21 protein-coding genes are annotated in these 26158 nt (G+C 65.1%); 12 read left to right on the forward strand and 9 right to left on the reverse strand.

What is annotated here, in order from left to right; translation table 11 throughout:
• Window positions 1-8 precede the first annotated feature (8 nt).
• The 11 genes from N436_RS01700 (at window position 9) to N436_RS01750 (ending at window position 12093) form a co-directional block, all read left to right on the forward strand.
• Window positions 9-899 (forward strand): NAD(+) kinase, encoded by an 891-nt coding sequence (locus N436_RS01700; protein WP_008090067.1) that lies wholly within the window; start codon window positions 9-11, stop codon window positions 897-899.
• The gene (locus N436_RS01705; protein WP_105945315.1) at window positions 899-1870 is read left to right on the forward strand and encodes a metallophosphoesterase; all 972 of its coding nucleotides are present in this window, start codon (window positions 899-901) and stop codon (window positions 1868-1870) included. Before N436_RS01700 ends, N436_RS01705 begins: the two co-directional genes overlap by 1 nt.
• A complete protein-coding gene (locus N436_RS01710) occupies window positions 1867-2754 on the forward strand; it encodes a rhomboid family intramembrane serine protease (RefSeq protein WP_110740261.1) in 888 nt (295 codons plus the stop codon). The genes N436_RS01705 and N436_RS01710 overlap by 4 nt, the downstream gene beginning before the upstream one ends.
• 13 nt (window positions 2755-2767) lie before the next feature.
• Entirely contained in the window at window positions 2768-3028 is a 261-nt protein-coding gene (locus tag N436_RS01715; RefSeq protein WP_016714809.1) for a YeaC family protein, read from the forward strand.
• Entirely contained in the window at window positions 3025-3855 is an 831-nt protein-coding gene (locus N436_RS01720; protein WP_110740262.1) for a DUF2797 domain-containing protein, read from the forward strand. The genes N436_RS01715 and N436_RS01720 overlap by 4 nt, the downstream gene beginning before the upstream one ends.
• 12 nt (window positions 3856-3867) lie before the next feature.
• Complete coding sequence (gene pepN / locus N436_RS01725; RefSeq protein WP_110740263.1) at window positions 3868-6525, forward strand: aminopeptidase N; 2658 nt, start codon at window positions 3868-3870, stop codon at window positions 6523-6525.
• Window positions 6526-6817: 292 nt separating this feature from the next.
• Window positions 6818-7846, forward strand: coding sequence for a YCF48-related protein (locus N436_RS01730; protein ID WP_110740264.1), 1029 nt, complete (start codon window positions 6818-6820; stop codon window positions 7844-7846).
• Between the two features lie 20 nt (window positions 7847-7866).
• Window positions 7867-10242, forward strand: coding sequence for an RND family transporter (locus tag N436_RS01735; RefSeq protein ID WP_105945310.1), 2376 nt, complete (start codon window positions 7867-7869; stop codon window positions 10240-10242).
• A gap of 162 nt (window positions 10243-10404) precedes the next feature.
• The gene (locus N436_RS01740) at window positions 10405-10695 is read left to right on the forward strand and encodes a DUF5629 family protein (protein WP_016714876.1); all 291 of its coding nucleotides are present in this window, start codon (window positions 10405-10407) and stop codon (window positions 10693-10695) included.
• Complete coding sequence (locus tag N436_RS01745) at window positions 10661-11791, forward strand: lactonase family protein (RefSeq protein WP_110740265.1); 1131 nt, start codon at window positions 10661-10663, stop codon at window positions 11789-11791. The genes N436_RS01740 and N436_RS01745 overlap by 35 nt, the downstream gene beginning before the upstream one ends.
• Window positions 11792-11913: 122 nt before the next feature.
• On the forward strand, window positions 11914-12093 hold the full coding sequence (locus tag N436_RS01750; RefSeq protein ID WP_110740266.1) for a hypothetical protein: 180 nt from the start codon (window positions 11914-11916) through the stop codon (window positions 12091-12093).
• Between the two features lie 21 nt (window positions 12094-12114).
• Here the strand turns inward: N436_RS01750 and N436_RS01755 are convergent, their stop codons facing one another.
• The 9 genes from N436_RS01755 to N436_RS01795 all read right to left on the reverse strand — a co-directional run bounded on the left by N436_RS01755 (window position 12115) and on the right by N436_RS01795 (window position 24615).
• A complete protein-coding gene (locus N436_RS01755) occupies window positions 12115-12708 on the reverse strand; it encodes a glutathione S-transferase (RefSeq protein WP_110740267.1) in 594 nt (197 codons plus the stop codon).
• The gene (locus tag N436_RS01760) at window positions 12705-16349 is read right to left on the reverse strand and encodes an AAA family ATPase (RefSeq protein ID WP_110740268.1); all 3645 of its coding nucleotides are present in this window, start codon (window positions 16347-16349) and stop codon (window positions 12705-12707) included. The genes N436_RS01755 and N436_RS01760 overlap by 4 nt, the downstream gene beginning before the upstream one ends.
• Window positions 16346-17584, reverse strand: a complete 1239-nt coding sequence (locus tag N436_RS01765; protein ID WP_110740269.1) for an exonuclease SbcCD subunit D C-terminal domain-containing protein — start codon at window positions 17582-17584, stop codon at window positions 16346-16348. The genes N436_RS01760 and N436_RS01765 overlap by 4 nt, the downstream gene beginning before the upstream one ends.
• A gap of 216 nt (window positions 17585-17800) precedes the next feature.
• Window positions 17801-19435: a BatD family protein gene (locus N436_RS01770; RefSeq protein ID WP_105945304.1), complete on the reverse strand. Its 1635-nt coding sequence runs from the start codon at window positions 19433-19435 to the stop codon at window positions 17801-17803.
• Window positions 19432-21150: a tetratricopeptide repeat protein gene (locus N436_RS01775; RefSeq protein WP_105945303.1), complete on the reverse strand. Its 1719-nt coding sequence runs from the start codon at window positions 21148-21150 to the stop codon at window positions 19432-19434. The genes N436_RS01770 and N436_RS01775 overlap by 4 nt, the downstream gene beginning before the upstream one ends.
• Window positions 21147-22223 carry a VWA domain-containing protein gene (locus tag N436_RS01780; RefSeq protein WP_110740270.1) on the reverse strand — a complete coding sequence of 359 codons (1077 nt, stop codon included), beginning with the start codon at window positions 22221-22223 and terminating at the stop codon, window positions 21147-21149. The genes N436_RS01775 and N436_RS01780 overlap by 4 nt, the downstream gene beginning before the upstream one ends.
• Window positions 22216-22710, reverse strand: a complete 495-nt coding sequence (locus N436_RS01785) for a DUF4381 domain-containing protein (protein ID WP_105945301.1) — start codon at window positions 22708-22710, stop codon at window positions 22216-22218. Before N436_RS01785 ends, N436_RS01780 begins: the two co-directional genes overlap by 8 nt.
• Window positions 22707-23651, reverse strand: a complete 945-nt coding sequence (locus tag N436_RS01790; protein WP_016714823.1) for a DUF58 domain-containing protein — start codon at window positions 23649-23651, stop codon at window positions 22707-22709. The genes N436_RS01785 and N436_RS01790 overlap by 4 nt, the downstream gene beginning before the upstream one ends.
• Window positions 23652-23655: 4 nt before the next feature.
• Complete coding sequence (locus N436_RS01795) at window positions 23656-24615, reverse strand: MoxR family ATPase (protein ID WP_016714824.1); 960 nt, start codon at window positions 24613-24615, stop codon at window positions 23656-23658.
• A gap of 227 nt (window positions 24616-24842) precedes the next feature.
• Here N436_RS01795 and N436_RS01800 point away from each other — a divergent pair, with 227 nt between their 5' ends.
• The gene (locus tag N436_RS01800) at window positions 24843-26144 is read left to right on the forward strand and encodes a DUF2235 domain-containing protein (RefSeq protein WP_110740271.1); all 1302 of its coding nucleotides are present in this window, start codon (window positions 24843-24845) and stop codon (window positions 26142-26144) included.
• Window positions 26145-26158 lie beyond the last annotated feature (14 nt).

Here is a 26158-nt window from a genome sequence, read left to right on the forward strand (position 1 = left end):
GGAGCCCCATGGAGCAATTTCGCAATATCGGTATCATCGGTCGCCTTGGCAGCTCGCAGGTGCTCGACACCATTCGCCGACTGAAAAAATTCCTCCTCGAGCGCCACCTGCATGTGATCCTCGAGGACACCATCGCCGAAGTACTGCCCGGGCATGGCCTGCAAACCTCCACCCGCAAGCTGCTGGGCGAAGTCTGCGACCTGGTCATCGTGGTCGGCGGCGACGGCAGCCTGCTGGGCGCTGCCCGCGCCCTGGCCCGTCACAACATTCCGGTGCTGGGCATCAACCGTGGCAACCTGGGCTTCCTCACCGACATCCGCCCCGACGAACTGGAAGAAAAAGTCGCCGAGGTGCTCGACGGCCACTACCTGGTGGAAAACCGCTTCTTGCTGCAGGCCGAAGTGCGCCGTCACCACGAAGCCATCGGCCAGGGCGATGCGCTGAACGACGTGGTGCTGCACCCGGGCAAGTCCACGCGCATGATCGAGTTCGAGATCTACATCGACGGCCAGTTCGTCTGCAGCCAGAAGGCCGACGGCCTGATCGTCGCCACCCCCACCGGCTCCACCGCCTATGCGCTGTCGGCCGGCGGCCCGATCATGCACCCCAAGCTGGACGCCATCGTCATCGTGCCGATGTACCCGCACACCCTGTCGGGCCGGCCGATCGTGGTCGACGGCAACAGCGAGCTGAAGATCGTGGTGTCGAAGGATCTGCAGATCTACCCACAAGTGTCCTGTGACGGCCAGAACCACTTCACCTGCGCCCCCGGCGACACCATTACGGTCAGCAAGAAGCCGCAGAAGCTGCGCCTGATCCACCCGCTGGACCACAACTACTACGAGGTCTGCCGCACCAAGCTCGGTTGGGGCAGCCGCCTGGGGAGCAGGGACGACTGATGTTCGATCCGGCGCGAAGTTTCGACATCATCGGTGACGTGCACGGTTGTGCGCTGACCCTTGAACGCCTGCTCGACGCCCTCGGTTACAAGCGCGTGGCCGGCGTGTGGCGCCACCCGCGGCGCATGGCGCTGTTTCTTGGCGATATCGTCGACCGTGGGCCACGCATCCGCGAGGCGCTGCATATCGTCCACGACATGGTCGAGGCCGGCCAGGCGTTGTGCATCATGGGCAACCACGAGTACAACGCCCTGGGCTGGGTGACCCCGGCGCTGCCCGGCAGCGGCAAGGCGTATGTACGCGAGCACACGCCACGCCACGCTCGGCTGATCGATGAAACCCTGACCCAGTTCGCCCACCACCCCGGCGACTGGCACGACTTCGTCAACTGGTTCTACCAGATGCCGCTGTTCGTCGACGCCGGGCGCTTCCGCCTGGTGCACGCCTGCTGGGACCCGCGGTTGATCGAGCCGTTGCGCCAGCAGTACCCCGACGGGCGCATCGATGAACACTTCATCCAGGCCTCGGCGGTGAGCAATAGCTTTGCCGCTACCGTGTGCAACCGCCTGTTGCGCGGCACCGACATGCGCCTGCCGGACGGCCTGACCCTGACGGGCGGCGATGGCCTGACCCGCGCCTTCTTCCGCACCAAGTTCTGGGAAGAAGACCCGCAAACCTACGGTGACATCGTGTTCCAGCCCGATGCCCTGCCCGAAGAGGTGGCCAGCACCCCGCTCAGCCACAGCCAGAAGAACGCCTTGTTGCGCTACGACGAAGACGAGCCCCTTCTGTTCGTCGGCCATTACTGGCGCAGCGGCCGCCCCGCGCCGATCCGCGCCAACCTGGCCTGCCTGGACTACAGCGCCGTGCTCTACGGCAAGCTGGTCGCCTACCGGCTGGATGATGAAACCCGCATCGACCCGCACAAGTTCGTCTGGGTCGACGTCGACCGCCCACAGGCCAACCAATGAACATTATCGAAGTGATGCGCCTGCCGCTGTCGGTCGACCTCAGCGGCTTCATCCACCTGTTGCAGCGCCTGCAGGTGCCGCATCGGGTGAGCGAGGAGGGCGATGCCCAGGTGCTCTGGGCCCCCGACACCCTCGCCGAAGACGTGCTGCAACTCTACCAGCGCTACCCTGACGGCAACGCCGACCTGCCAGCCAGCGCCGACCCTGTGGGAGCGGGTTCACCCGCGAATGGCCTGACGCAGCCGTCACTGGTGGAACAAGCCAAAGCCTGCAAAATCACGACGATCACCCTGCTGCTGTGCTTCATCGTCGCCGGCCTCACCAGCCTGGGCGACAACTTCACCACCATCAGCTGGTTCACCTTCCTCGACTTCCGCGTCCAGGGCGACTACCTGTACTTCAGCCCGCTGGCGCAAACCCTGGACGCAGGCCAGTGGTGGCGCCTGGTCTCGCCCATGCTGCTGCACTTCGGCGTGCTGCACCTGGCCATGAACAGCCTGTGGTACTGGGAGCTGGGCAAACGCATCGAACTGCGCCAGGGCCCGTGGATGTTGCTGGGCCTGACCCTGCTGTTCAGCCTGGTGTCCAACCTGGCCCAGCACTACACCAGCGGGCCGAGCCTGTTCGGCGGCCTGTCCGGCGTGCTGTATGGCCTGCTTGGGCATGTGTGGCTGTTCCAGTGGCTGGCGCCCAACCGTTACTTCAACCTGCCCAAGGGCGTGCTGGTGATGATGCTGATCTGGCTGGTGGTATGCCTCACCGGCGTGGTCGGCACCCTGGGCCTTGGCCAGATCGCCAACGCCGCCCACGTGGGCGGGCTGCTCATCGGATGCCTGACCGGGCTCTTGGGCGGGGCGCTGGCCCGGCGTAAACTGTCGGCTTGAATCAGGAGACACTATGTCCACTTTCGCGCAAATGATCGAAAACATTACCCCGGAAATCTACGAGAGCCTGAAACTGGCCGTGGAAATCGGCAAATGGTCGGATGGCCGCAAGCTCACCGCCGAGCAGAAAGAGCTGTCGCTGCAGGCCGTTATCGCCTGGGAGATCAAGAACCTGCCTGAAGACCAGCGCACCGGCTACATGGGCCCGCAGGAGTGTGCGTCCAAGTCCGCGCCGATCCCCAACATTCTGTTCAAGTCGGACTCGGTACATTGATCGAACTCGCTCGTGGCTCGTTGAGCAAAATGGCGGTAAGCCTGCAGGCACCCGTGGTGCAGTACAGCTTCCGCCTGGATGACACGCAGGTGGCGGTCAACCCGTTGATCGGCCAGCGCCTGCGCCTGGAATACCTCGGCGCCATTCATTGCAGCCATTGCGGCAAGCGCACCAAGACCAGCTTCAGCCAGGGTTACTGCTACCCGTGCATGACCAAGCTGGCCCAGTGCGACGTGTGCATCATGGCCCCGGAAAAATGCCACTACGACGCCGGCACCTGCCGTGAGCCGTCGTGGGGCGAACAGTTCTGCATGACCGACCACGTGGTCTACCTGGCCAACTCGTCGGGGATCAAGGTCGGCATCACCCGCGCCACCCAGTTGCCCACCCGCTGGCTCGACCAGGGTGCCAGCCAGGCCCTGCCGATCATGCGCGTGGCCACCCGCCAGCAGTCCGGCCTGGTCGAAGACGTGCTGCGCAGCCAGGTGCCGGACCGCACCAACTGGCGTGCGCTGCTCAAGGGCGATGCCGAAGTGCTCGACCTGCCGGCCATTCGGGACCAGATTTTCGATGCCTGTGCCGACGGTTTGAGTGAGCTGCAAGCGCGTTTCGGCTTGCAGGCGATTCAGCCGCTGCCCGACGCCGAAGTGGTACAGATGAATTACCCGGTCGAGGCCTACCCGAAAAAGATCGTCAGCTTCAACCTCGACAAAGATCCGGTGGCCGAAGGCACGCTACTGGGTATCAAGGGCCAGTACCTGATCTTCGACACCGGTGTGATCAATATTCGCAAGTACACGGCCTACCAGCTGGCCGTGCTCCAGTAAAAGGACCTCTACATGCGTACCGAACAACCGCAAGTGATCTACCTGAAGGATTACCAGGCGCCCGAGTACCTGATCGACGAGACGCACCTGACCTTCGAGCTGTTCGAGGACCACACCCTGGTTCACGCGCAACTGGTGATGCGCCGCAACCCGGCGCGCGGTGCCGGGCTGCCGCCACTGGTGCTCGATGGCCAGCAACTGGAGTTGCTGCGCGCTTCGCTGGATGACCAGGAACTGCACGCGGCTGACTATCAGCTGGACGTCGACAGCCTGACCGTGCACCCCAAGGCCGAGCGCTTCACCCTCGACACCAGTGTGAAGATCCACCCCGAAAGCAACACCGCGCTGGAAGGCCTGTACAAGTCGGGCAAGATGTTCTGCACCCAGTGCGAGGCCGAGGGCTTCCGCAAGATCACCTACTACCTCGACCGCCCGGACGTCATGAGCACCTTCACCACCACGGTGATCGCCGAGCAGCATCGCTACCCGGTGCTGTTGTCCAACGGTAACCCGATCGGCAGCGGGCCGGCAGAAGATGGCCGCCACTGGGCGACCTGGGAAGACCCGTTCATGAAGCCGGCCTACCTGTTCGCGCTGGTGGCCGGTGACTTGTGGTGCGTCGAGGACACCTTCACCCGCCAGTCTGGCCGGGACGTGACCCTGCGCATCTACGTCGAGCCCGAGAACATCGACAAGTGCGACCACGCCATGGTCAGCCTGAAGAAGTCCATGCGCTGGGACGAAGAAGTCTATGGCCGTGAGTACGACCTGGACATCTTCATGATCGTTGCGGTCAACGACTTCAACATGGGCGCCATGGAAAACAAGGGCCTGAACATTTTCAACTCCAGCTGTGTGCTGGCCCGTGCCGAAACCGCTACCGATGCCGCGCACCAGCGCGTCGAAGGCGTGGTCGCCCACGAGTACTTCCACAACTGGTCGGGCAACCGCGTCACCTGCCGTGACTGGTTCCAGCTGTCGCTGAAAGAAGGCTTCACGGTGTTCCGCGATGCCGAGTTCAGTGCCGACATGAACTCGCGCACGGTCAAGCGTATCGAAGACGTCGCCTACCTGCGTACCCACCAGTTCGCCGAAGACGCCGGTCCCATGGCCCACCCGGTGCGCCCGGACAGCTTCATCGAAATCTCCAACTTCTACACCCTGACCGTGTACGAGAAGGGCGCCGAAGTGGTGCGCATGGTCCGCACCCTGCTGGGCGCCGAAGGTTTCCGCAAGGGCAGCGACCTGTACTTCGAACGCCATGATGGCCAGGCGGTGACCACCGACGACTTCATCAAGGCCATGGAAGACGCCAATGGTGTCGACTTCACCCAGTTCAAGCGCTGGTACAGCCAGGCCGGTACACCGCGCCTGGAAGTCAGCGAAGCCTATGACGCTGCTGCGCAGACCTACAGCCTGACCTTCCGCCAGAGCTGCCCGCAAACCCCGGACAAGGCCGAAAAACTGCCGTTCGTGATCCCGGTGGAACTGGGCCTGCTGGACGCCGAAGGCAATGACCTGCCGCTGCGCCTGGCCGGTGAAGCGGCTGCTGGCGGTACCGGTCGCGTACTGTCGGTGACCGAGGCCGAGCAAACCTTCACCTTCCAGGGTATCCAGGCCAAGCCGCTGCCATCGCTGCTGCGTGGCTTCAGCGCCCCGGTGAAACTGAGCTTCCCTTACGACCGCGACCAGCTGATGTTCCTGATGCAGCACGACAGCGACGGCTTCAACCGCTGGGAAGCGGGCCAGCAACTGTCGGTGCAGGTGCTGCAAGAGCTGATTGGCCAGCACCAGCGTGGCGAAGCGCTCAAGCTTGACCAGCGTCTGATCACCGCCCTGGGCACCGTGTTGGGCAACGAAGCGCTAGACCCGGCCATGGTGGCCGAAATGCTCTCGCTGCCGGGAGAGGCTTACCTCACCGAGATCAGCCAGGTGGCCGACGTGGATGCCATCCACGCCGCTCGCGAGTTCGCCCGCCAGCAGATCGCCGATCAGCTGTTCGACGCCCTGTGGGCGCGCTACAAGGCCAACCGCGAAGTGTCGCGCAAAACCGCCTACGTAGCCTCTGCCGAACACTTTGCACGCCGCAGCCTGCAGAACATCGCCCTGTCGTACCTGATGCAGAGTGGCAAGCCGCAAGTGCTGGAAGCGACCCTGGAGCAGTTCGACCAGTGCGACAACATGACCGAGCGCCTGACGGCGTTGGCGGTGCTGGTCAATTCGCCGTTCGAAGCCGAGCGGGCCAAGGCGCTGGAAACCTTTGCCGAGCACTTCAAGGACAACCCGCTGGTCATGGACCAGTGGTTCAGCGTCCAGGCGGCCAGTGCGCTGCCGGGCGGGCTGGCGCGGGTCAAGGCGCTGATGCAGCACCCGGCGTTCACCCTGAAGAACCCGAACAAGGTCCGTGCGCTGGTGGGTGCCTTTGCCGGGCAGAACCTGGTCAACTTCCATGCGGCGGATGGTTCGGGCTATCGCTTCCTGGCGGACCTGGTGATCGAGCTGAATGCGCTGAACCCGCAGATTGCCTCGCGCCAGCTGGCGCCGCTGACCCGCTGGCGCAAGTATGATGACGCGCGTCAGGCCCTGATGAAGGGTGAGCTGGAGCGGATTCTGGCTTCGGGTGAGCTGTCCAGTGATGTGTATGAAGTGGTGAGCAAGAGCCTGGCGTAAGCCTGGTAGATCTTGGGGCTGCTGTGCAGCCCATCGCCGGCAAGCCAGCTCCCACAGGTACTCCACTGCCTTCAAGGCCTGTGCAGTACCTGTGGGAGCTGGCTTGCCGGCGATGGGCCGCACAGCGGCCCCAGCTATACAAGGCCGACAACAAAACATAACACCCCGCCCGTTGTAATCCCGCAAACATCCCCGCTACGATCCCCTCAAGCTATTGCAGGCCTCTAGATCAGGCTTTTCGCAGTGCCTGCAGTGCATTGACCCACCAAGAAGAACACAACAGGGGGCAGTCATGAGGGAACAGCTACAGGCGCCAGCCAGGCGCGGTGCCTGGCCATGGGCAGCCAGCGCAGTGCTGGCACTGGCATTGGGGGTGTGGGCCGACAGCGCCCAGGCCGCCGCCGCCGACGAATACTCCACCGAATCCGCCAAGGCCAGCCAAAGCCTGCTGATCGGCGCCACCCATGCCGGCAACCGCCTGGTGGTGGTGGGCGATCGGGGTCACATCCTGTTCTCCGACGACCAGGGCAGCACCTGGACCCAGGCCCGCGTGCCCACCCGGCAACTGCTCACCGCCGTGTTCTTCCTCGACGACAAACGCGGCTGGGCCGTCGGCCACGATTCGCAAATCCTCGCCAGCAGCGACGGCGGGGCCACCTGGAACAAGCAGTTTGAAGACCTCGCCCGCGAAGCGCCCTTGCTCGATGTCGCTTTCCTCGACGCCCGGCACGGCTTTGCCGTGGGGGCCTACGGCGCCTTGCTGGAAACCACCGACGGCGGCCAGCACTGGCAGGACGTGGCCGAGCGCCTGGACAACCCCGACCAGCTTCACCTGAACGGCATTACCCGAGTGCGTGATGCCGGCCTGTTCATCGTGGGCGAGCAGGGCGGCATGTTCCGCTCCGCCGACAACGGCCAGACCTGGGCCAAGGTCGAAGGCCCGTACGAGGGCTCGCTGTTCGGCGTGATTGGCACCGCGCAGCCGCACACCTTGCTGGCTTACGGCCTGCGCGGCAACCTGTTCCGTTCCACCGATTTTGGTGACAGCTGGCAGCCGATCGAACTCAAGGCCGCGCGCGGCAACCTCGAATTCGGCCTGGCAAGCGCTACGCTTCTCGATGATGGCACCTTGGTGCTGGTCGGCAACGGCGGCAGCGTGCTGCGCAGTACCGATGGCGGCCAGACCTTCAGCGTGTACAACCGTGCCGACCGTATCGCCCTGGCCGGCGTCAGCGGCCTGGCCAACGGTGGCCTGCTGCTGGTAGGGCAGGGCGGTGTACACCTGGCGGATGCCCAAGGGGCCGAGGGGGCAAGCCGATGACCAGCAGGGAGAGCATTACCATGCACCCGCACCACCAGGACAAGGCCACGCTGCTCGAACGCCTGATCTTCAACAACCGCCCCGTGGTCATCGCCCTGTGCGTCCTGGTGAGCATTTTCCTGTTCTGGCAGGCCACGCAGATTCGCCCCTCCACCAGCTTCGAGAAGATGATCCCGCTGCAGCACCCGTTCATCGAGCAGATGATGGAACACCGCAACGACCTGGCCAACCTCGGCAACACCGTGCGCATCTCGGTCGAGGCAGTGAACGGCGACATCTTCGACAAGGACTACATGGAGACCCTGCGCCAGGTCCATGACGAGGTGTTCTACATCCCGGGTGTCGACCGTGCCGGGCTCAAATCGCTGTGGAGCCCCAGCGTGCGCTGGAGTGAGGTCACCGAAGAGGGTTTTTCCGGTGGTGAGGTAATCCCCAACACCTACAACGGTTCGCAGGACAGCCTCGACACCCTGCGCGACAACGTGCTCAAGTCGGGCCAGGTAGGGCGGCTGGTGGGCAACAACTTCAAGTCCAGCATTGTCGATGTGCCGCTGCTGGAGAGCTACCCCGACCCGCAAGACCCGGGCAAGCAGGTGAAGCTGGACTACCAGCAGTTCTCGCACCTGCTGGAAGAAAAGATCCGTGACAAGTTCCAGGCCCAGAACCCCAACGTGAAGGTACACATCGTCGGCTTCGCCAAGAAAGTTGGCGACCTGATCGACGGCCTGGTGATGGTGGCAATGTTCTTCGGCGTTGCTCTGGCGATCACCTGGGTGCTGTTGTACTGGTTCACCTGGTGCATCCGCAGCACCATCGCCGTGCTCATCACCACCCTGGTGGCAGTGGTGTGGCAGCTGGGGCTGATGCATGCGGTGGGCTTTGGCCTGGACCCGTACTCGATGCTGGTGCCGTTCCTGATCTTCGCCATCGGCATTTCCCACGGGGTGCAGAAGATCAATGGCATCGCCTTGCAGTCGAGCGACGCGGATAACGCCCTCACGGCGGCGCGGCGTACCTTCCGCCAGCTGTTCCTGCCGGGGATGATCGCCATCCTCGCCGACGCCGTAGGCTTCATCACCCTGTTGATCATCGACATTGGCGTGATCCGCGAGCTGGCCATCGGCGCCTCCATCGGCGTGGCGGTGATCGTGTTCACCAACCTGATCCTGCTGCCGGTGGCCATTTCCTACGTCGGTATCAGCAAGAAAGCCATCGAACGCAGCAAGAAGGACGCCACCCGCGAACACCCGTTCTGGCGCCTGCTGTCGAACTTTGCCAGTGCCAAGGTGGCGCCGGTGTCGGTGGTGCTGGCGCTGGTCGCCTTTGCCGGTGGCCTGTGGTACAGCCAGAACCTGAAAATCGGCGACCTCGACCAGGGCGCGCCAGAGCTGCGCCCCGATTCGCGCTACAACCAGGACAACAGCTTCATCATCAGCAACTACTCCACCAGCTCTGACGTGCTGGTGATCATGGTCAAGACCCCGCCGGAGCAGTGCTCGATCCACTCGACCATGGCGCCGATCGACGAGCTGATGTGGACCATGCAGAACACCCCGGGCGTGCAGTCGGCGATTTCCCTGGTGACTGTGTCCAAGCAGGTGATCAAGGGCATGAACGAGGGCAGCCTGAAATGGGAGACCCTGTCGCGTAACCCGGACATCCTCAACAACTCCATTGCCCGTGCCGATGGCCTCTACAACGGCGACTGCTCGCTGGCGCCGGTGCTGGTGTTCCTCAACGATCACAAGGCCGAGACCCTGGAGCGAGTCACTGCCGTGGCCAAGGCGTTTGCCGACAGCCACAACAAGGAAGGCCTGCAGTTCCTGCTGGCGGCGGGTAACGCCGGGATCGAGGCGGCGACCAACGAAGTGATCAAGTCGGCCGAGCTGACCATCCTGATTCTGGTGTACATCTGCGTGGCGGTAATGTGCCTGATCACCTTCCGCTCGTTTGCCGCCACCCTGTGCATTGTGCTGCCCTTGGTGTTGACCTCGGTGCTGGGCAACGCGCTGATGGCCTACATGGGTATCGGGGTGAAGGTGGCGACCCTGCCGGTGGTGGCGTTGGGTGTGGGTATTGGTGTGGACTACGGCATCTACATCTACAGCCGCCTGGAAAGCTTCTTGCGGGCCGGGCTGCCGTTGCAGGAGGCCTATTACCAGACCCTGCGCTCGACCGGTAAAGCAGTGTTGTTCACCGGCTTGTGCCTGGCCATTGGCGTGTGCACCTGGATCTTCTCGGCGATCAAGTTCCAGGCTGACATGGGGTTGATGCTGACCTTCATGCTGCTGTGGAACATGTTTGGTGCGTTGTGGCTGCTGCCGGCGCTGGCGCGGTTCCTGATCAAGCCGGAGAAGATGGTGGGTAAAGAGGGGGGATCCATTTTTGCCCATTGATTGAAGGGGGCCGCTTTGCGGCCCATCGCCGGCAAGCCAGCTCCCACAGGGACTGCACAGGCCTTGAGGTCGATGCGATCCCTGTGGGAGCTGGCTTGCCGGCGATGGGCTGCAAAGCAGCCCCAAGGCTATAATGCCGGCTCATTTCAATCTGGTACCCCCATGTCCCCCCTCGCCACCGCCCTGCAAACCTGCGACATGCTCCTGATCGACGGCCTGCACGCCTTCGACTTCACCGCCGACGAATCCGGCCTCACCGTCGAATGCATGGACGGCCGTCAGCTGCGCCGCTGGTCCTTCACTCCCGAGCAAGTCGCCGCCGCCATCGCCACGGGTGATGAATGGCAACTCAACGATGCCGATGGCGAGCATCGTCTAGTCTGTATGAGTGCCTTTCGTGCCCCGGACGACGACCAAGATGAACCGGACCTGGACGAGCCTGCTGACCGCTAGCCTGATGAGCCTGACCCTCCATGCCCACGCCGCTACCTTGCTGGTGGGCAGCTACACCGATGGCGCCAGCCAGGGCATCTACCGTTATCAGTTCGACGACAAGGCCGGCCATATCGACCCTGCACCCTTGCAAGTGGTGAAAAGTGTCAGCCCTTCGTGGCTGGTGCTGTCGGCTGACCAGCGCCAGCTGTTCGCGGTAAATGAAACCCCGCAGGGGCATGCCAGCAGTTTCAGCATCAGCACCAAAGGCGAAATCAAACCCCTCAACCAAGTGGCCAGCCAGGGCGACGAGCCTACCCACGCCAGCCTCAGCCGCGACCAGCGCTTCCTGTTCGTGGCCAATTACGCGGTCAACCCCGACCCCGGTGGCAGCCTGGTGGTGATCCCGGTGGCCAAGGACGGCAAGCTCAAGCCCGTGGTGCAACAGGCCCGGCACAAGCCGAGCGGGGTCAACCCCGAGCGCCAGGCCGGTGCCCATGTGCATTCGCTGGTGCTGTCGCCGGACGGCCGGCACCTGTACGCCAGCGACCTGGGTGCCGACAAGGTGTTCATCTACCGCTACGACGGCGCCAGCGCGGACCACCCGCTGACCCCGGCGATACCCGCGTCGGTGGCCCTGCCACCGGGCAGTGGGCCGCGTCACCTGCTGTTTGACGCCAAGGGCCAGCACGCCTACCTCACCCTGGAAATGAGCGCCGAGGTGGTGGTGTTCGATGTGCAGGATGGCAACCTCGTGGAACGCCAGCGCCTGCCACTGACCGAACGCCACGAGGCAGCAGCGAAGGCGGCGGGTGCTTTGCACTTGTCGGCGGACGGGCGCTTCTTGTACGTGAGCAACCGTGGCACCGCCAACGAGATTGTGGTGTTCAGCGTAGGCAAGCAGGACGGTCAGCTGACCTTCCTGCAACGTCGTTCTGTGGAAGGCGATCACCCCAGGGAATTTGCCCTCGATCCGAGTGACAACTTCCTGCTGGTGGCCAACCAGAAGAGCAACCAGATCGTGGTGATACGTCGCGATCCGCGCAGTGGCAAGCTGCTGGAGACGGTGCAGACGTTGAAACAGGATGCCCCATCGGACCTCAAGTTCATCGAGTGATATCGATCGGCGTGATAATCGATACTGCCGCAATGAATTTTTGCGTTCGGCCTCGGCGGCGTAAGTTTGACCCAAGGCCCAAACGGGCCACCGTCAAACCACCGCTGTCGAGGTCAGCCCAGATGAACTTCAATCTCTTCCCGGTCATTGCCGCATCCGCCATTTCCGCTTCGGTCGTACTGCCGGCCCATGCCCATGCCGACAGCAGCGGCAAGGCTGCTGCCACCCACAGCTACACCGAGCAGTACCTGCGCCAGAGCGCGAACTTCCATGCGGCCCTCAGCGGCAAGCAGCATCACTGAGTCAAGCCTGACTCGATCCGATCACTTGGCCATGATCGATTTGAAGAGCTCCGAAGCCAGCCACCCCTCCAGCCAGCTCCGCACCCGCGGATAAGCCGCCTCGGCGAACCACTGCGGTTCGACCCCGGCAAACTGGCGCATCAGGGGCAGTAACGCGGCATCGGCAAGGCTCGGGTGATCAGCCAGCAGGTAAGGCCGGCCTTCAAGCAGGCCTTCGAGCTCCGCCAGCCAGGCTTCGGCCTGCTGACGGTAATGCTCGCGGGAATACTCCGGGTAACGCTCAGCATACTTGTACAGGTTCACCTGCGCCTTGAACGTGCTGTCGTTCCGCGCAATCAGCCCGTCAGCCACCTGCGCCGCCGCAGGGGCTGCCTGCAAGCGCCAGTCCTGCGGGTCGTTTTGCGCCAGCGCCCAGCGCATGATGTCCAGGCTCTCTTCCAGCACCCCGGCACCGGTATCCAGCACCGGCACCGTGCCCTTGGGCGACAAGGCCAGCAGCTCTGCCGGTTTGTTCTTCATCGCCACCTCGCAGATTTCTACCTCGCAGCCGGCATAGCGCAGGGCCAGGCGCGCACGCATGGCCCAGGGGCAGCGGCGGAATGAGTAGAGGATCACCCGCACACCTCCACGTCACTCAGGCCATTGCCCTGGCGACGCACCTGGATTTGTACCGGAATGCGTTCGTGCATTTCCTGCACGTGGGAGATCACTGCCACCTTGCGGCCTTGGGCCTGCAGGCCGTCGAGCGCGTCCATCGCCAGTTGCAGCGACTCGGGGTCCAGGCTGCCGAAGCCTTCGTCGATGAACAGCGATTCGATGCGCAGGGTGCTGGAGGCCATCGATGCCAGGCCCAAGGCCAGGGCCAGCGACACCAGGAAGGTTTCCCCGCCCGACAGCGAGTGTACCGAGCGCAGCTCATCGCCCATCTCGGTGTCCAGCACCAGCAGGCCAAGGGCGCTGCCGCCACGCTTGAGGCGGTAACGGCGGGCCAGCTGACGCAGCTGGGCGTTGGCGTGGTGCAGCAGCAAGTCGAGGTTGTAGCCTTGGGCGATCTTGCGGAACACATCGCCCGAGGCCGAACCGATCAACGCGTTCAGGCGGGCCCAGCGTTGCCACTGCTGGTGAGCCTGTTCGATTTCGGCCGCCAGTGCCTGATGGGCCTGCTGGCGACGCTGGTCGTCGGCCTGCTGGGCGCGCAGTTCGGCGCACTGCTGTTCGTGGTTGGCCAGGCGTTCGCGCAGCGCGGTCAGGGCTTGCTCCAGGGCTTCGGCCGAAGTGTCCACGGTCATGTGCGCGGCGTGCTGTTGCAGGCGTTGCTCACGTTCCTGCAGCAGTACGCGGCCTTGTTCGATGGCCTTTTCCGCGCCTTGCAGGCGTTGGCGCAATTCATGGACGTGCGTGTCATCCATGGCCAGCAAGCGATCCAGCCCGTCGTCATCCAGCTCCGGGTGCTCGCTGCGCCACTGGCTGATCTGGCCCTGCAACTGCTGGCACTCGGTGTCCAGTGCCTGTTGCTGCTGGATGTTGGCTTTGAGTTCGCTGGCCAGCTGCACGCCCTGGGTGCGCAGCGCTTGCAGGCGTTGGGCGGTGTCGGCGTCGAGGGCGCGGGCCTGTTCCAGCGTGGTGTCCATGTGCTGCTGCCAGGCTTCGGCACTGGTGTGTTCGCCAAGCAGTTCGCCGAGGGCGGCCTGGGCCTGCTGGCGTTGCTCGTCGAGGGCGGCCAGCTTCTGCAGCAACTGCTGCTGGCCTTGTATACGTGCCTGTTGCTGGTCGCGCAGCTTGTCCAGTTGGGCCTGACGGGCTTGCTGTTCCTCCAGTTCGTCCTTGCGTTGCTCCAGTTGTTGCAGGCGCTGGGCGATCTGTTGATCCAGGGCAAGGAAGGCATTGGCCGGGTCGTCGCTCAAGGCCTTGACGGCTTCTTCGGGCAATACGCCGGCCAGGTCGTCGAGGCCTTGCTGCAGTTGCTGCTCGTCGTTGGCCAGGGCCTGGTGCTGCTGCTCCAGGTGGCGCTGGGCCTGCTGTTGCGCTTCGTGGGCGGCCTGCAGTTGCTGATTGAGGCGGGCTGCATCTTTTTGCAGGGCGAGCAGGGCGCTCTGACGCTTCTCGTCCTGGCCGATTTCTTCGTCCAGGCGTCGCAACTGGCTGTCGAGCCAGGTGCTGCGGGCCTTGTCGTCCTGCGGGGCGAGAGCAGGCCACAGGCTATGTGCCTGCACCTCGGCTACCTGGGTCTGCAGTTGCTCGCCCAGTTGCAGTTGTTGCTGCTGATAGTCTTTGAGCTGGACGTTGACCACACCCAACTGGGTGCGCAGCTCCACCAGTTTGCTGTTGAGGGTTTCCACCTGCTTCTGCGCGGCGTCCACCTCGGCCTGGTCGTGACGTCCCAGGCTTTGCAGCAGCGCTTCGGGTTGATGGAACGGGTGCTCGGCGCTGCCGCATACCGGGCAGGGTTCGCCATCGCGCAACTGGCCACGCAGTTCTTCAACGCTGGTATTGCGCGCCAGGCGCTGGCGCTCCAGCAGCTGACGGGTAAGGTCAAGTGCCTGTCCGGCGGCTTCCAGCTCGGCCTTGGCGGCGGTGCCCTCGGTAATCAGTTGCTGGCGCTGCTGCATGGCTTGCTGTTGCCGCTCGCGCACGGCGTCCAGCTGCTGGCGCAGCTCCATTTCGCGGCCATGCAGGCGCGACAGTTGTTCAATGGCGCGATGCTGCTTGCGGTTGTCCTGCAGCATGCCGCCCAGCAGGTCGATCTGTTCCGCCAGGGCGTGCGGTTCGGCCTTGGCTTCGCGGAACAGCAGGTCGTAGGTGTCGCGTTCGGCCTGCAAGTGCGCATTGGCCTGGCTGGCCAAAGCTTGCAGGCCAGGCAGTTCCTCGCGGCCCTTGGCCAGACGGCCGCCAATCAGCATCACCTGCTTCAGTTGCGGCAGGTAGGCATGCCAGGCATCGGCCAGGCCCGCCAGGTGCTGGCTGTCGGCGAGCGCGGTGTCGATCTGGGCCAGTTGCTGCACGCTGCGTTGCTGGTTGTGCTCCAACTGCTGCAACTGTTGCTGGCCGTCGGCAACGTGCTGTGCGGCCTGTTCGCTGCTGCTGCGCTGAGCGGCCAGCTCCTGGTCCAGGCGCGCCAGGTTGTCCTGGGCGGCAAAGGCCTGGCGCAGGCGCGGGGCGTTTTCACCGTGCCGGGCCTGGTTGTCGGCCAGCGCTTGGCGGGCATTGTCCAGTGCCTGTTCAAGTTCACGGGTACGCAGTTGCAACTCAGTTTGTTGCTGTTGCTGTTCAGCGATCGTCGCTGCGACTGGCGCCAGTTGAGCGGTCAGCGTTTGCTGGCGATGGAACTGGTGACGCTGCGGCGCCAAACGCTCCAGGCGAACGAGGTCCAGGCGAGGTTCGGCCAGTTGCTGCCAGTCCTGCTCGGCGGCCTGCAGCGCGGTGCCGGCTTCGGCGTACTGGGCCTGCAGCTGGCGTTGTTCATTCAACCAGTTGCGCTGCTGCTCCAGCTGACGCTCGTCGGCCTGATCGGCCTTGAACTGCTGCTGCGCTTGCACCAGGCGCTGGTCTAGCTCGGCGCGGGGTTCGGCGGCCATTGGCAGCAGGTGGCTGGCGCGGTCCTTCAGGGCGTTGTGGGCTTCACCGGCTTCACGGGCCTTGCTGAAGGCGCGTTGGCCCAAGCGGGTGTAGATGGCGGTGTTGGTGAGCTTTTCCAGCAGTTCGCTGCGCTCTTTGTCGTCAGCCTTGAGGAAGGCCCCGAACTCGCTCTGGGCCAGCATCACGGCGCGGGTGAACTGCTCGAAGTTCAGGCCGAGGCGGGCTTCGATGAGTTGTTTGTACTCGTTCTTGGCGCTTGCCAGCACTTGCTCGTTGTCCAGGTCATAGAAACTCTGGCGGCTCAGCTGCAGTTTGCCGTTGGCTTTGTCGCGGGCGCGGTTGGCTTCCCAGCGGGCGCGGTAGCGGCGGCCATCGATGCCGACGAAATCGACCTCGGCAAAGCCGCTGCCGGTGCCACGGCGCAGCAGGTTGCGCGGGTCGGACGTGGGGATTTCGCCCTCAGCGTCCGGCACCTTGGCCTCGCGGCCGATGTCATTGAGCCGGGGCACGGTGCCGAACAGCGCCAGGCACAGGGCGTCGAGCAGGGTGCTTTTGCCGGCCCCGGTCGGCCCGGTGATGGCGAACAGGCCGGCACTGGCCAAGGGTTCTGCGGTGAAATCGATGTCTATCGGGCCGGCCAGCGATGCCAGGTTTTTCAGGCGGATGGCGAGAATCTTCATGGCTGCTCTTCTTCCTGCTGCACGTCCTGCAACAGCAGGGCAAAGTCGGCCAGGGCCTGTTCGTCGGCGGGGTTGCCGTAGGCCTGTTCCCAGGCGCGGCTGAACAGGTCTTGCGGGGTCATCTGGGCCAGTTCGACAAAGGCCAGGTCATCGTCTTCGGCGTGGGTACGGCCGGCGTATTCGGCGCTGATGCGGATCAGCCGCACGGCTTTGCCTTCCAGGGCGGTTTCGATCTGCTGGCGCAAGTCGGGTTGCGGCTCGTCCAGTATCACCCGCACCTCCAGCCAGGGCTGGCGGTTGGGGTCTTCGAGCAGGTCGACTACCGGCAGGTCAGCCAGTTGCTGCAGCAGTTCGCCCAACGGTGCCGGGCCAACCCGTTGCAGGGCCACGGCGCGCGGTACCGGGCGCGGTTCGACGCTGACCAGGCCGGTGCCGTCCAGCTCCACTTCCAGCACCTGGTGCGGGTAGTTGATTTCAGCGAACGACAGCGGGATCGGCGAGCCGCTGTAGCGGATACGTTCTTCGCGGTTGACCTTCTGCGGCTTGTGCAGGTGGCCCAGGGCAACGTAGCTGATGGCCTTGTCGAACAGCTTGGCCGGCAGCGCCTCGGCGTTGCCGATGATCAGGCTGCGCTCGGAGTCCTCCGACACCGCGCCCCCGGCCATGTGCGCATGGCTGATGGCAATCAGCGCCTGGTCTTTCTTGCGCTTTTTTTGCGCGGCGGCGATCAGTTGCTGGTGTACCTGAGTAATGCCTTGCAGGTAGTCGTCACCCAGGTGCGGGCCAGTCACTTCGGCCGGGCGCAGGAAGGGCAGGGCCAGGCACCAGGCGGCGACCTTGCCACGGCCATTGGTCAGCGGAATCAACAGGCGCTCGGCATCCAGCTGGCCTTCGTCCAGCCAATGCACACGGCCCAGCGCATGGGTACGCAGGCGGCGCATCAAGGCGGCGGGCAACTCGATGCGCGAGCCCGAGTCGTGGTTGCCGGCGATCATCACGATATCCAGCTTGGGCTGCTGCTCGTGGGCCTGGACGATGAAGTCGTAGAGGCGTTCCTGGGCTTTGACCGGCGGGTTGACCGTGTCGAAGATATCGCCGGCGATCAGCAGCGCATCGGGCTGGCGCAGGCGCAGTTGGCCGAGCAACCAGTCGAGGAAGCAGGCGTGTTCGAAGTCGCGTTCCTGGCCGTGCAGGCTTTGGCCCAGGTGCCAGTCGGAGGTATGAAACAGACGCATGGATGACCTGTTGGTGTCGAGTCGGGCAAGCGGGGAAAGGGCGGTATGGTAACCCAAGCGCGGGGCTGCTGTGGGAGCGGGTTACTTGGTGCATGGCACCGGCTGCGCCGGTGTTCGCGGGCACGCCCGCTCCCACAGGTATTGCATGAAATTCAGGGTATGCGCGGTCACTGTGGGAGCGGGCTTGCCCGCGAAGAGGCTCGTGAAGGCGACAATTTACTTTGGATAGAGCGGCGGAAGCCCGCCATTCTCCCCGGCCGGCAACAACACTTGCTCGGCCGGCGGGATGGTGCCTATTGCCCGCCACAACTCCTCACCCTGCCAATACTGGCCACTCTCGCTGTACAGCGCCCCGTTCAACCCGTCCAGCGCATCCGACAACGGCACGAAGCGCGCCGCCATTTCGGCCAATGTCTCCGGCTGTTGCCGGGCCCAGGCGTCCAGCGCCTGGCGGGTGGCTTGAGGGTCGTTGGCCTGGCAGGCGCGCTTGAGGTCGTCCAGCAGGGTGCGTGGGCTTGGCCCGTTCTGCGCGGCGCGCAGCACCGCCGGTTGTGAGCGGGCGCGCCACCACAGGGCGAAGCCCAGCACGGTGGTGAGGGCGAACACCAAGGTGGCCAGCTGCCAGGGCCACAGCAAGGTACTGGCGCTGCTGTTGTCACCTACCGGGGTGTCGGCGCTCAGTGCCGGGTTGTCCTGCACGTTCAGGGTGCGCGCTGGCAGGCTGGTGTGCTCCAGGTGGTCTTCGCGGGTGTTCCACCAGGCCACTTCCAGCGCCGGCAGGGCCAGCGTGCCGGCGTGGGTGGGCACCAAGGCTTCGCGCTCTTCGCGGTTGGCGGTCATGCCACGGTCGCTGATTTCGTTGCGTAGCAGCGGCTGGTCGGGGTAGCGGCGCAAACCGGTGATTTCGGTGGCCGGCAGTGGCGGCAGCTGGGTGCTGGACAAACCTTCGGCACGCAGGGTGATGTTGCGGGTCAGCGAGTCACCAATCTGTACCTGCTGGTTGCCGGGGTCGGGGTTCCAGTGTTCTTCCAGCGTCAGGCTGCGCGCCGGCAACCAAGGTACGCCGGCGGGCCAGGTGGCCGGAATGGGGCGCACGGTCAGGCGCAGCGGCAGTGAACTCACCTGCACCTGGTGGCCGGCGCGGGCCGTGGCATTGGCCTGCGCGCTTTCGTCGCTGCTGGCGGCGGCCGTGGCGGTGAAGGTCAACGGCGGGATGTCAAGGGTGCCGCTTTGCTGGGCATACACGGCATAGCGGGTTTCGATCACGCCGTGGCGTACGCCGTTGATTTCCTTTTCATAGGTGCGCGATTCGCCCAGCGGCTCGACCTTGGCGTTATCCAGTTGCAACGGGCTCAGGCTGCTGTCGTCGTACAGCGCTACCGAGTGGTAGATGCGCAGGGTCAGCATGGCCTGGGCCTGGACATAGACGTCGGTACTGTCGAGGGTTGCCTCGATGAATACCTGAGAGGCGCTGTCGGGCCGGCTGGCATCGGCCTGCAGCACTTGCAGCTCGATGGCCTGGCTGTGCGACTGGCCCAGTTGCAGCTCAGGAATGCGCAGGCTGCCGCTGCGCCGTGGCAGCAAGGTGATGATCCAGCGGGTGCTGGCGCGGGTTTCGCCATCGAGGGTGTGCAGGCTGTTCAGCTGGCGCGTGCCGCGTACCTCGAAGTCACCTTCCAGGGCGCGCAGGTCGGGTTTGCCGAACTGGGTCACGTCCTGGCTTTCCAGGGTCAGTTCCAGGCTTTCGCCAGCTTCCAGGCGGGTACGGTCTACGCTGGCTTGCAGCAGCGGTTCGGCCTGGGCCAGCACGGCCCACAGCAGGGTGAGAAGCAAGACGCCGAAGCGACTCATCGTGGGGTTTCCTGATGCAATTGCTGTTCATACCAGAATTTGCGCCGCAGCAGCTCCGCCGGGTTGTCGGGGATCTCCCGCAGCCATTGTTCCAGGGCCTGGCGTTGCTCGGCATCGAGATTGGTCGATACCGGGCGCTGCGGCGGCTGGATCACGCTGTCGTCGCTGCCCGCCTGGTTACCCGGTGCAGCCTGGCTGTTGTTGCTGCCTTCGCCGGGTTGTTCGGCGCTGGCTTGTTCGTTGTTGCCGGGTGTGCCCTGGGCCGGGCTGCTGGCCGAGCTGCTGTTGCCCTCGGTTTCGCTGCCAGGTGTGCCTTGGGCATCGCTGCTGGCCGGTTGTTCCTCGGCTTTGGCCTCGCGCTGTTGCAGCAGTTGTTGCACCAGCGCCTGGTTGTCCAGCGCCGCTTGCAGGTCGGGCTGGCGCTCCAGGGCTTGCTCGTAGGCGTCCAGGGCAGCCTCCAGTTCACCGCTGCGGGCCAGGGCGTTGCCTCGATTGTAGTGGGCAGCTGCCGTGTCGCCTTGGGAAAACGCTTCGGCGGCACCGGCATAGTCGCCGGCCTGGTACAGCGCCATGCCGCGCCACTGTGGGTCTTGGAAGTGACGCGCGGCGCTGGCCGGGCGGCTTTGTTCCAGCAGGCGCTGGCCTTGCTGGTCGGGGCGCAGCCACAGGTCGTTGAACTCGAAGGCCTGGCTGGGCTGCGGCAAGGCCAGCAGCAGCGGCAGGCAGAACAGCCAGCCTCGTCGGCCAGCGCAGGCGGCCAGCAGCAACAGCGGGATCAGCAGCCAGTAGCCTTGGTCTGCCCAGCTGTCCAGCTGCAGGGTCTGGCCGTCGTTGCGCGCGGTGCGCGGGTTGTCGAACAGGCCCAGGCCGCGCAGGTCGAGGTCGTCGATGCGGGCATGCCGGTAGCGCCCGCCGGTACCGCTGATGAAGCCCTTGAGGCTGGCGCTGTCCAGGCGTGGCAGGAGGATGCCACCTTGGTTGTCTTTAAGGAATTCGCCGTTGGCCTGACGCACCGGGGCACCTTCGCGGCTGCCGATGCCCAACATCAACAGGCTGGGGCCCTGGCGGCCGAGGGCCTGGCTGATGCCCTGGCGCTCCGGCGCACTGAGCGACGAGCCGATCAGCAGCAGGCGGCCTTGGCCCAAACCACTCTGGGCGAGCAGCGCCAGGCCCTTTTGCACGGCCAGGTCGGCGCGCTGGCCCGCTTGCGGCATGATCGACGGGTCGATGGCCTCCAGCAGGTTGCGGGTGGTGGCCAGGTCATCGGACAACGGCACCAGCGTGTGCGCCGAACCGGCATACACCACCAGCGCTGTCTGGCTGTCGCGCCGGTGTTCGAGCAGGTCGAGGATTTTGCGCCGGGCCTGCTCCAGGCGGTTGGGCGGGCTGTCTTCGGCAAGCATCTGCGGGGTCAGCTCCAGCAGGATCACCAGTGGGTCGGCCGGGCGTTGGCGGTTTTCTTCGACGCGTTGCCAGCTGGGCCCGAGCAGGGCCAGGATCACCAGCGCCCAGGCCAGGCCCAGCGCCACCCAGGGCAGTTTGCTGGTGCTACCGCTGCCACCGCCCAGCAAGACGCCATGAAACGCTGGCGGCAGAATCATCTGCCAGCGCCCGGCGCGTTTGCGCCGGTGCCACAGCTTGTACAACAGCCAGCCGAGCAGGGGCACGGCCAGCAGCCAGAGCGGCCGTAGCCATTGGGGCCACAGGTCGATCATCGCCGCCTCCTTAAACGCAGGCGCTTCAGCCGCTGGCGCCATTCCGGGTGCGGTTGCAGAAAGCGCGGCTTGCGCAGCAGGCGTTGCAGCAGGTTGTCGGGCCATTGCACGGCCACCACCAGCAGCACGCTAAGCAGCAGCGCCAGCGCCAGGGGCCAGGCGTACAGGGCCTGGGCCGTGCGTGCCTGGGTCGGTTGCTGGGCCACCGGCTCCAGTTGGTCGAGGGTGTCGCCGATGGCGTCCAGTTCGGCGCCGTCATGGGCGCGGAAGTAGGCGCCGTGGGTGATGTCGGCAATTTCCTTGAGCGCAGCTTCGTCCAGGTCCAGGCTCGGGTTGAGGCCCAGCAGGCCAGGGGTGCCACTGGCTTCGGGGTTGGCGCCGATGCCGATGGTGTAGATGCGCACGCCTTCCTGGGCCGCCAGGCGGGCGGCGGTCAGAGGGTGGATCTGCCCACCGTTGTTGGCGCCGTCGGTAATCAGCACCAGCACCCGGCTTTGTGCCGGGCGTTGTCGCAGGCGCTTGACCGCCAGGCCAATGGCGTCACCGATGGCGGTGTTTTTACCGGCGATGCCGATTTGTGCTTCGTCGAGGAAGATGCGCACGGTGCGCCGGTCGAAGGTGAGCGGCGCCTGCAGGTAGGCCTGGCTGCCGAACAGGATCAGGCCCACGCGGTCACCTTCGCGGTCCTGCAGAAAGTCGCCCATCAGCGCCTTGACCAGGTCGAGGCGGCTGATGTCTTCGTTCTTCCACTGCATGTCGGGGAAGTCCATCGACCCGGACACGTCCACCGCCACCAGCAGGTCGCGGCCGCTGGCGGCCACCGGCACCGGATCGCCCAGCCACTGCGGGCGGGCAGCCGCGCACAGCAGCAACAGCCAGATGACCACGAACGGTGCCTGCTGGCGCCAGGTCGGCAGGTTGAGCCGCGCGCGGCGCCCGGCCAGGCCTTCCAGTTCGTTGAGGAAGCCCACCTTGAGCACCGGCTCGCCGCTGTCGGCTGCAGGCAGCAGCAGGCGTGCCAGCCATGGCAGCGGTAGCAGCGCGAAGACCCACGGCCAGGCCAGTTCAAACATGCTTGCGGATCCAGGTTTCCACGGCCAGGCTAAGCCCGGCGATGGCTTTGTCGTCGAGCTTGCACTCGGGTTTGTAGGCGCCTTCGACCAGCACCATCCAGCGGGTCAGGCCGGCGGCCGGGCAGCGGTTGTCGAGAAACGCCAGCCATTGGCGGCCGTTGAGGGTGTGGCTGTTGGCACCGGGATAGTGGTTGCGGCACAGGCGCTTGAGCAGGGCGTTGATTTGTTGCAGCCAGGCGCCGGCCGGTGCGCCATCGTAGGGGCGTGGCAGGAGGGCCAGTTCGGCCAGCGCGGCCACGCGCACCGGGTCGAGCGGTTGTTCGGCACGCACGATGCGGCGTTTGCCCGGGCGCCAGCGGCGCAGCCGCCACAGGCCCCAGCCCAGTAGCGGCAGTAGGGCCAGCAACAGCCACCAGCCCGGTGCCGGTGGCCATAAACCGATAGGTGCCGGGTCGATCAGCGGGTGCAACTGGTCGAGAGGGTTCATGACGCGCTCCGTGGCCGCTGAGCGTTCAGGTACTCGCGCAGTTGCTCGATCATTTCGCTTTGCGTGCTCAGTGGCATCAGGACCACACGCAGCTTCTGCGCCATCAGCTCCCAGCGCTCGATGCGTGCTTCGGCCTGCTGGCGGTAGGCCTGGCGGAGGTTGGCGTCGAGGGTGTCGAGCTCCAGCTGGGCGCTACGCTGGGCGAAGCGCAGCAGGCCGGCGGCCGGCAGGGCATGATCGAGTGGATCGGACACCGGTAGCAACAGCAGGTCGCAATGGCGCGAGAGCATGGCCAGGTGCTGCTCCACCTGGGCGCTAAGCGAGCGTTCATCGCAAATCACGATGGCCAGGCTGCCGGGGCGCAGCACTTCGCGGGCGCGGCGCAGGGCCAGGCCGAGGCTGTCGGCCCCGGGCGTGGCTTCGGTGTGCAGTGCCTGGTTGACCTTGGCCAGGCGGTTGAGCAGTTGCAGCAGGCTTTGCTTGCTGCGCCGAGGTTTGATTTCGTGGTGTTCGTTGTCGCCGAACACCAACCCGCCGATGCGGTCGTTGTGGCCGAGCGCGGCCCAACCGAACAGCGCAGCGGCCTGTGCCGCCAATACCGACTTGAACATCAGCCCCGAGCCAAAAAACAGCCGCTGGCTTTGCTCGACGAGGATGAAGATCGGCCGCTCGCGCTCTTCGTGGAACAGCTTGGTGTGCGGCTCCTGGGTGCGCGCGGTCACCCGCCAGTCGATGTTGCGCACATCGTCGCCGGCCTGGTACACGCGCACCTGGTCGAAGTCCACCCCGCGCCCGCGCAGCTTGGAATGGTGCAGGCCCACCAGCGGGCTGCGCTGGCCGGGCTTGGAAAACAGCTGGATTTCGCGCACGCGGTGACGCATGTCGATCAGCTCGGCAAGGCCGATGCGGATGCCGGGCTCGGCCAGCTGCGCGGTGGGCATGGGCTCAGGCAACGGCGACGACGTCGAGGATGCGCTGGACCACGCGGTCCTGGTCGATCCCTGCCGCCTCGGCCTCGAACGAGAGGATGATGCGGTGGCGCAGCACGTCGAACAGCACCGCCTGGATGTCTTCAGGGCTGACGAAGTCGCGCCCGGCCAGCCAGGCATGGGCACGCGCGCAGCGGTCCAGCGAAATGGAACCGCGCGGGCTGGCGCCGTAGGCGATCCAGTCGGCCAGCTCGGCGTCGAACTTGGCCGGGGTGCGGGTGGCCATGACCAGCTGCACCAGGTATTCCTCCACCGCGTCGGCCATGTACAGGCCAAGGATTTCCTTGCGCGCGGCGAAGATGGCCTGCTGGCTGACCCGGCGCTCGGGCTTGGTCTCGCCGCCCAGGGCTTCACCACGGGCTTGCGCCAGGATGCGCCGCTCCACCGCCGCGTCGGGGAAGCCGATTTTTACATGCATCAGAAACCGGTCGAGCTGGGCTTCGGGCAGCGGGTAGGTGCCTTCCTGCTCGATGGGGTTCTGCGTGGCCATGACCAGGAACAGCGGCGACAGGTCGTAGGTGCTGCGGCCCACGCTGACCTGGCGCTCGGCCATCGCTTCGAGCAGCGCCGACTGCACCTTGGCCGGGGCGCGGTTGATTTCGTCGGCCAGTACCAGGTTATGGAAGATCGGCCCCTGCTGGAACACGAAGCTGCCGGTTTCCGGGCGATAGATTTCGGTGCCGGTGATGTCGGCAGGGAGCAGGTCGGGGGTGAACTGGATGCGATGGAACTGCGCTTCGATGCCTTCGGCGAGTTCTTTGATGGCCTTGGTCTTGGCCAGGCCCGGTGCGCCTTCCACCAGCATGTGGCCGTCGGCCAGCAGCACGATCAACAGCCGCTCGACCAGTTTTTCCTGGCCTAGGATCTGGGAAGAAAGAAAGGTGCGCAGCGCGATCAGCGCTTCACGGTGTTCCATCGGCGACGGTTCCTGGTGTGGGGCCTGAGGCGGCTGACGGTAGCGGCCCTGGCAAGGGCTGATACTTTAATCTATCCGGGGGGGCGGCGACCAATGGCGGCGGGTAAATTTATCGTTACGGGGGGCTCGCCGGTACAGAAATGTCCCAGGTAGGGCTGGCCATTGTCTGATGGTCGGTGAAGGCGTGCTGGCGCCTGCTTGTGCTTTTCAGGCAAGCAGAAGGCACGATGATGAAAATGAGCAGCGGTAGCACGCCAATCCCCACACCCGCCACCCTGCGTTTTGGCGTGTTTTTCGATGGCACCGGTAACAACCGGCACAATGCCATGGCCGTGGATGAACCGCGCGGCAGCTATGGCAATGCCCTGAGCAATGTGGCCCTGTTGCATGCCCTGTATCCGGCGGGTGAGGCTGATGCCGATGGCACCCGGGTGTTTCTGAAACGCTACGTGGAAGGCGTGGGTACCCTGGCCGGTGAGGCGGACCATGCCTATGCCGCGGCCACCGGTTGTGGGCGCACGGGGGTTGAGGCGCGGGTCGCCGAGGCTTTGCAGGGGATGGCCGAACAACTTCAGGGCTGGTGCCGGGCACATCCGCAGGCAGCCGTGGCGCGGGTCGAGTTCGACCTGTTCGGTTTCAGCCGCGGGGCGGCGGCGGCAAGGCACCTGGCCAACCTGCTACAGGATGGCGCGGGCGGGTTGTTGCCGATAGCGTGCGATACGTCGATCAACTTTATCGGCCTGTTCGACACCGTGGCGGCGATCATCGCGCCGTTGCAGGGCGACTTCGACCCTGCCGATAGCCGCCAGGGCGGCCTGCGCCTGGGCCTTGGGGCAGGCATTGCCCGGCAGGTGGTACAGCTGGTGGCGGGGGATGAGCAGCGGCATAACTTTCCGCTGGTGGGCAGTGGTCACGACATTGTGTTGCCGGGGGTGCATTCGAATATCGGGGGCGGTTACCCGGAAACCACACTGGAGCAGGTGCTGCTGTGCAAGCCGCGGTCCCAGCGTGTACCGGTGGGCATGCGTGCCGAGCAAAGCCGAGTGCATGCCACGGTAAGCGCCTTGTTGGCGTCGGCGTATGCCGACAGGCGCGAGCCCAGGCCGCAGGTTGTGAGCTGGGAGGCGCCCCTTGCCGGCGGCCGGCCAAATGAGGCGCAAAAGCAGGTGTATGCGGCGTTGTACCGTGAACGGGAAGTGGCGGGGCAGTTGTCCCGGGTGTACTTGAGCGTGATGCGAGCGCTGGCGGTGCGGGCTGGCGTGCCATTCGCGCCGTTGGGCGAGCAGCCTGAGCACAGGCTGCCGGAGGATTTGCTGGAGATCAGCCGCAAGTTGCATGCGTATGCCTTGGGAGAAACGGACCAGCCCGGGTTGAGCGAGGCTGAACAGCGGCTGCTGTGCGAGAAGTACGTGCATGCCTCGGCAAACTGGAATGCGCTGAAGGGCTTGCGCAACAGTGTGCTGGATGTGCTGTTCGTCAATCGGCCGGGCGCAGGCGGGCGCGTGGTGCATGCCAACCCGGCATCCTGAACGACCGAAATGAC

Origin of the sequence: Pseudomonas sp. RV120224-01b, assembly GCF_003208145.1 — a bacterium.
GTDB lineage: Bacteria > Pseudomonadota > Gammaproteobacteria > Pseudomonadales > Pseudomonadaceae > Aquipseudomonas > Aquipseudomonas monteilii.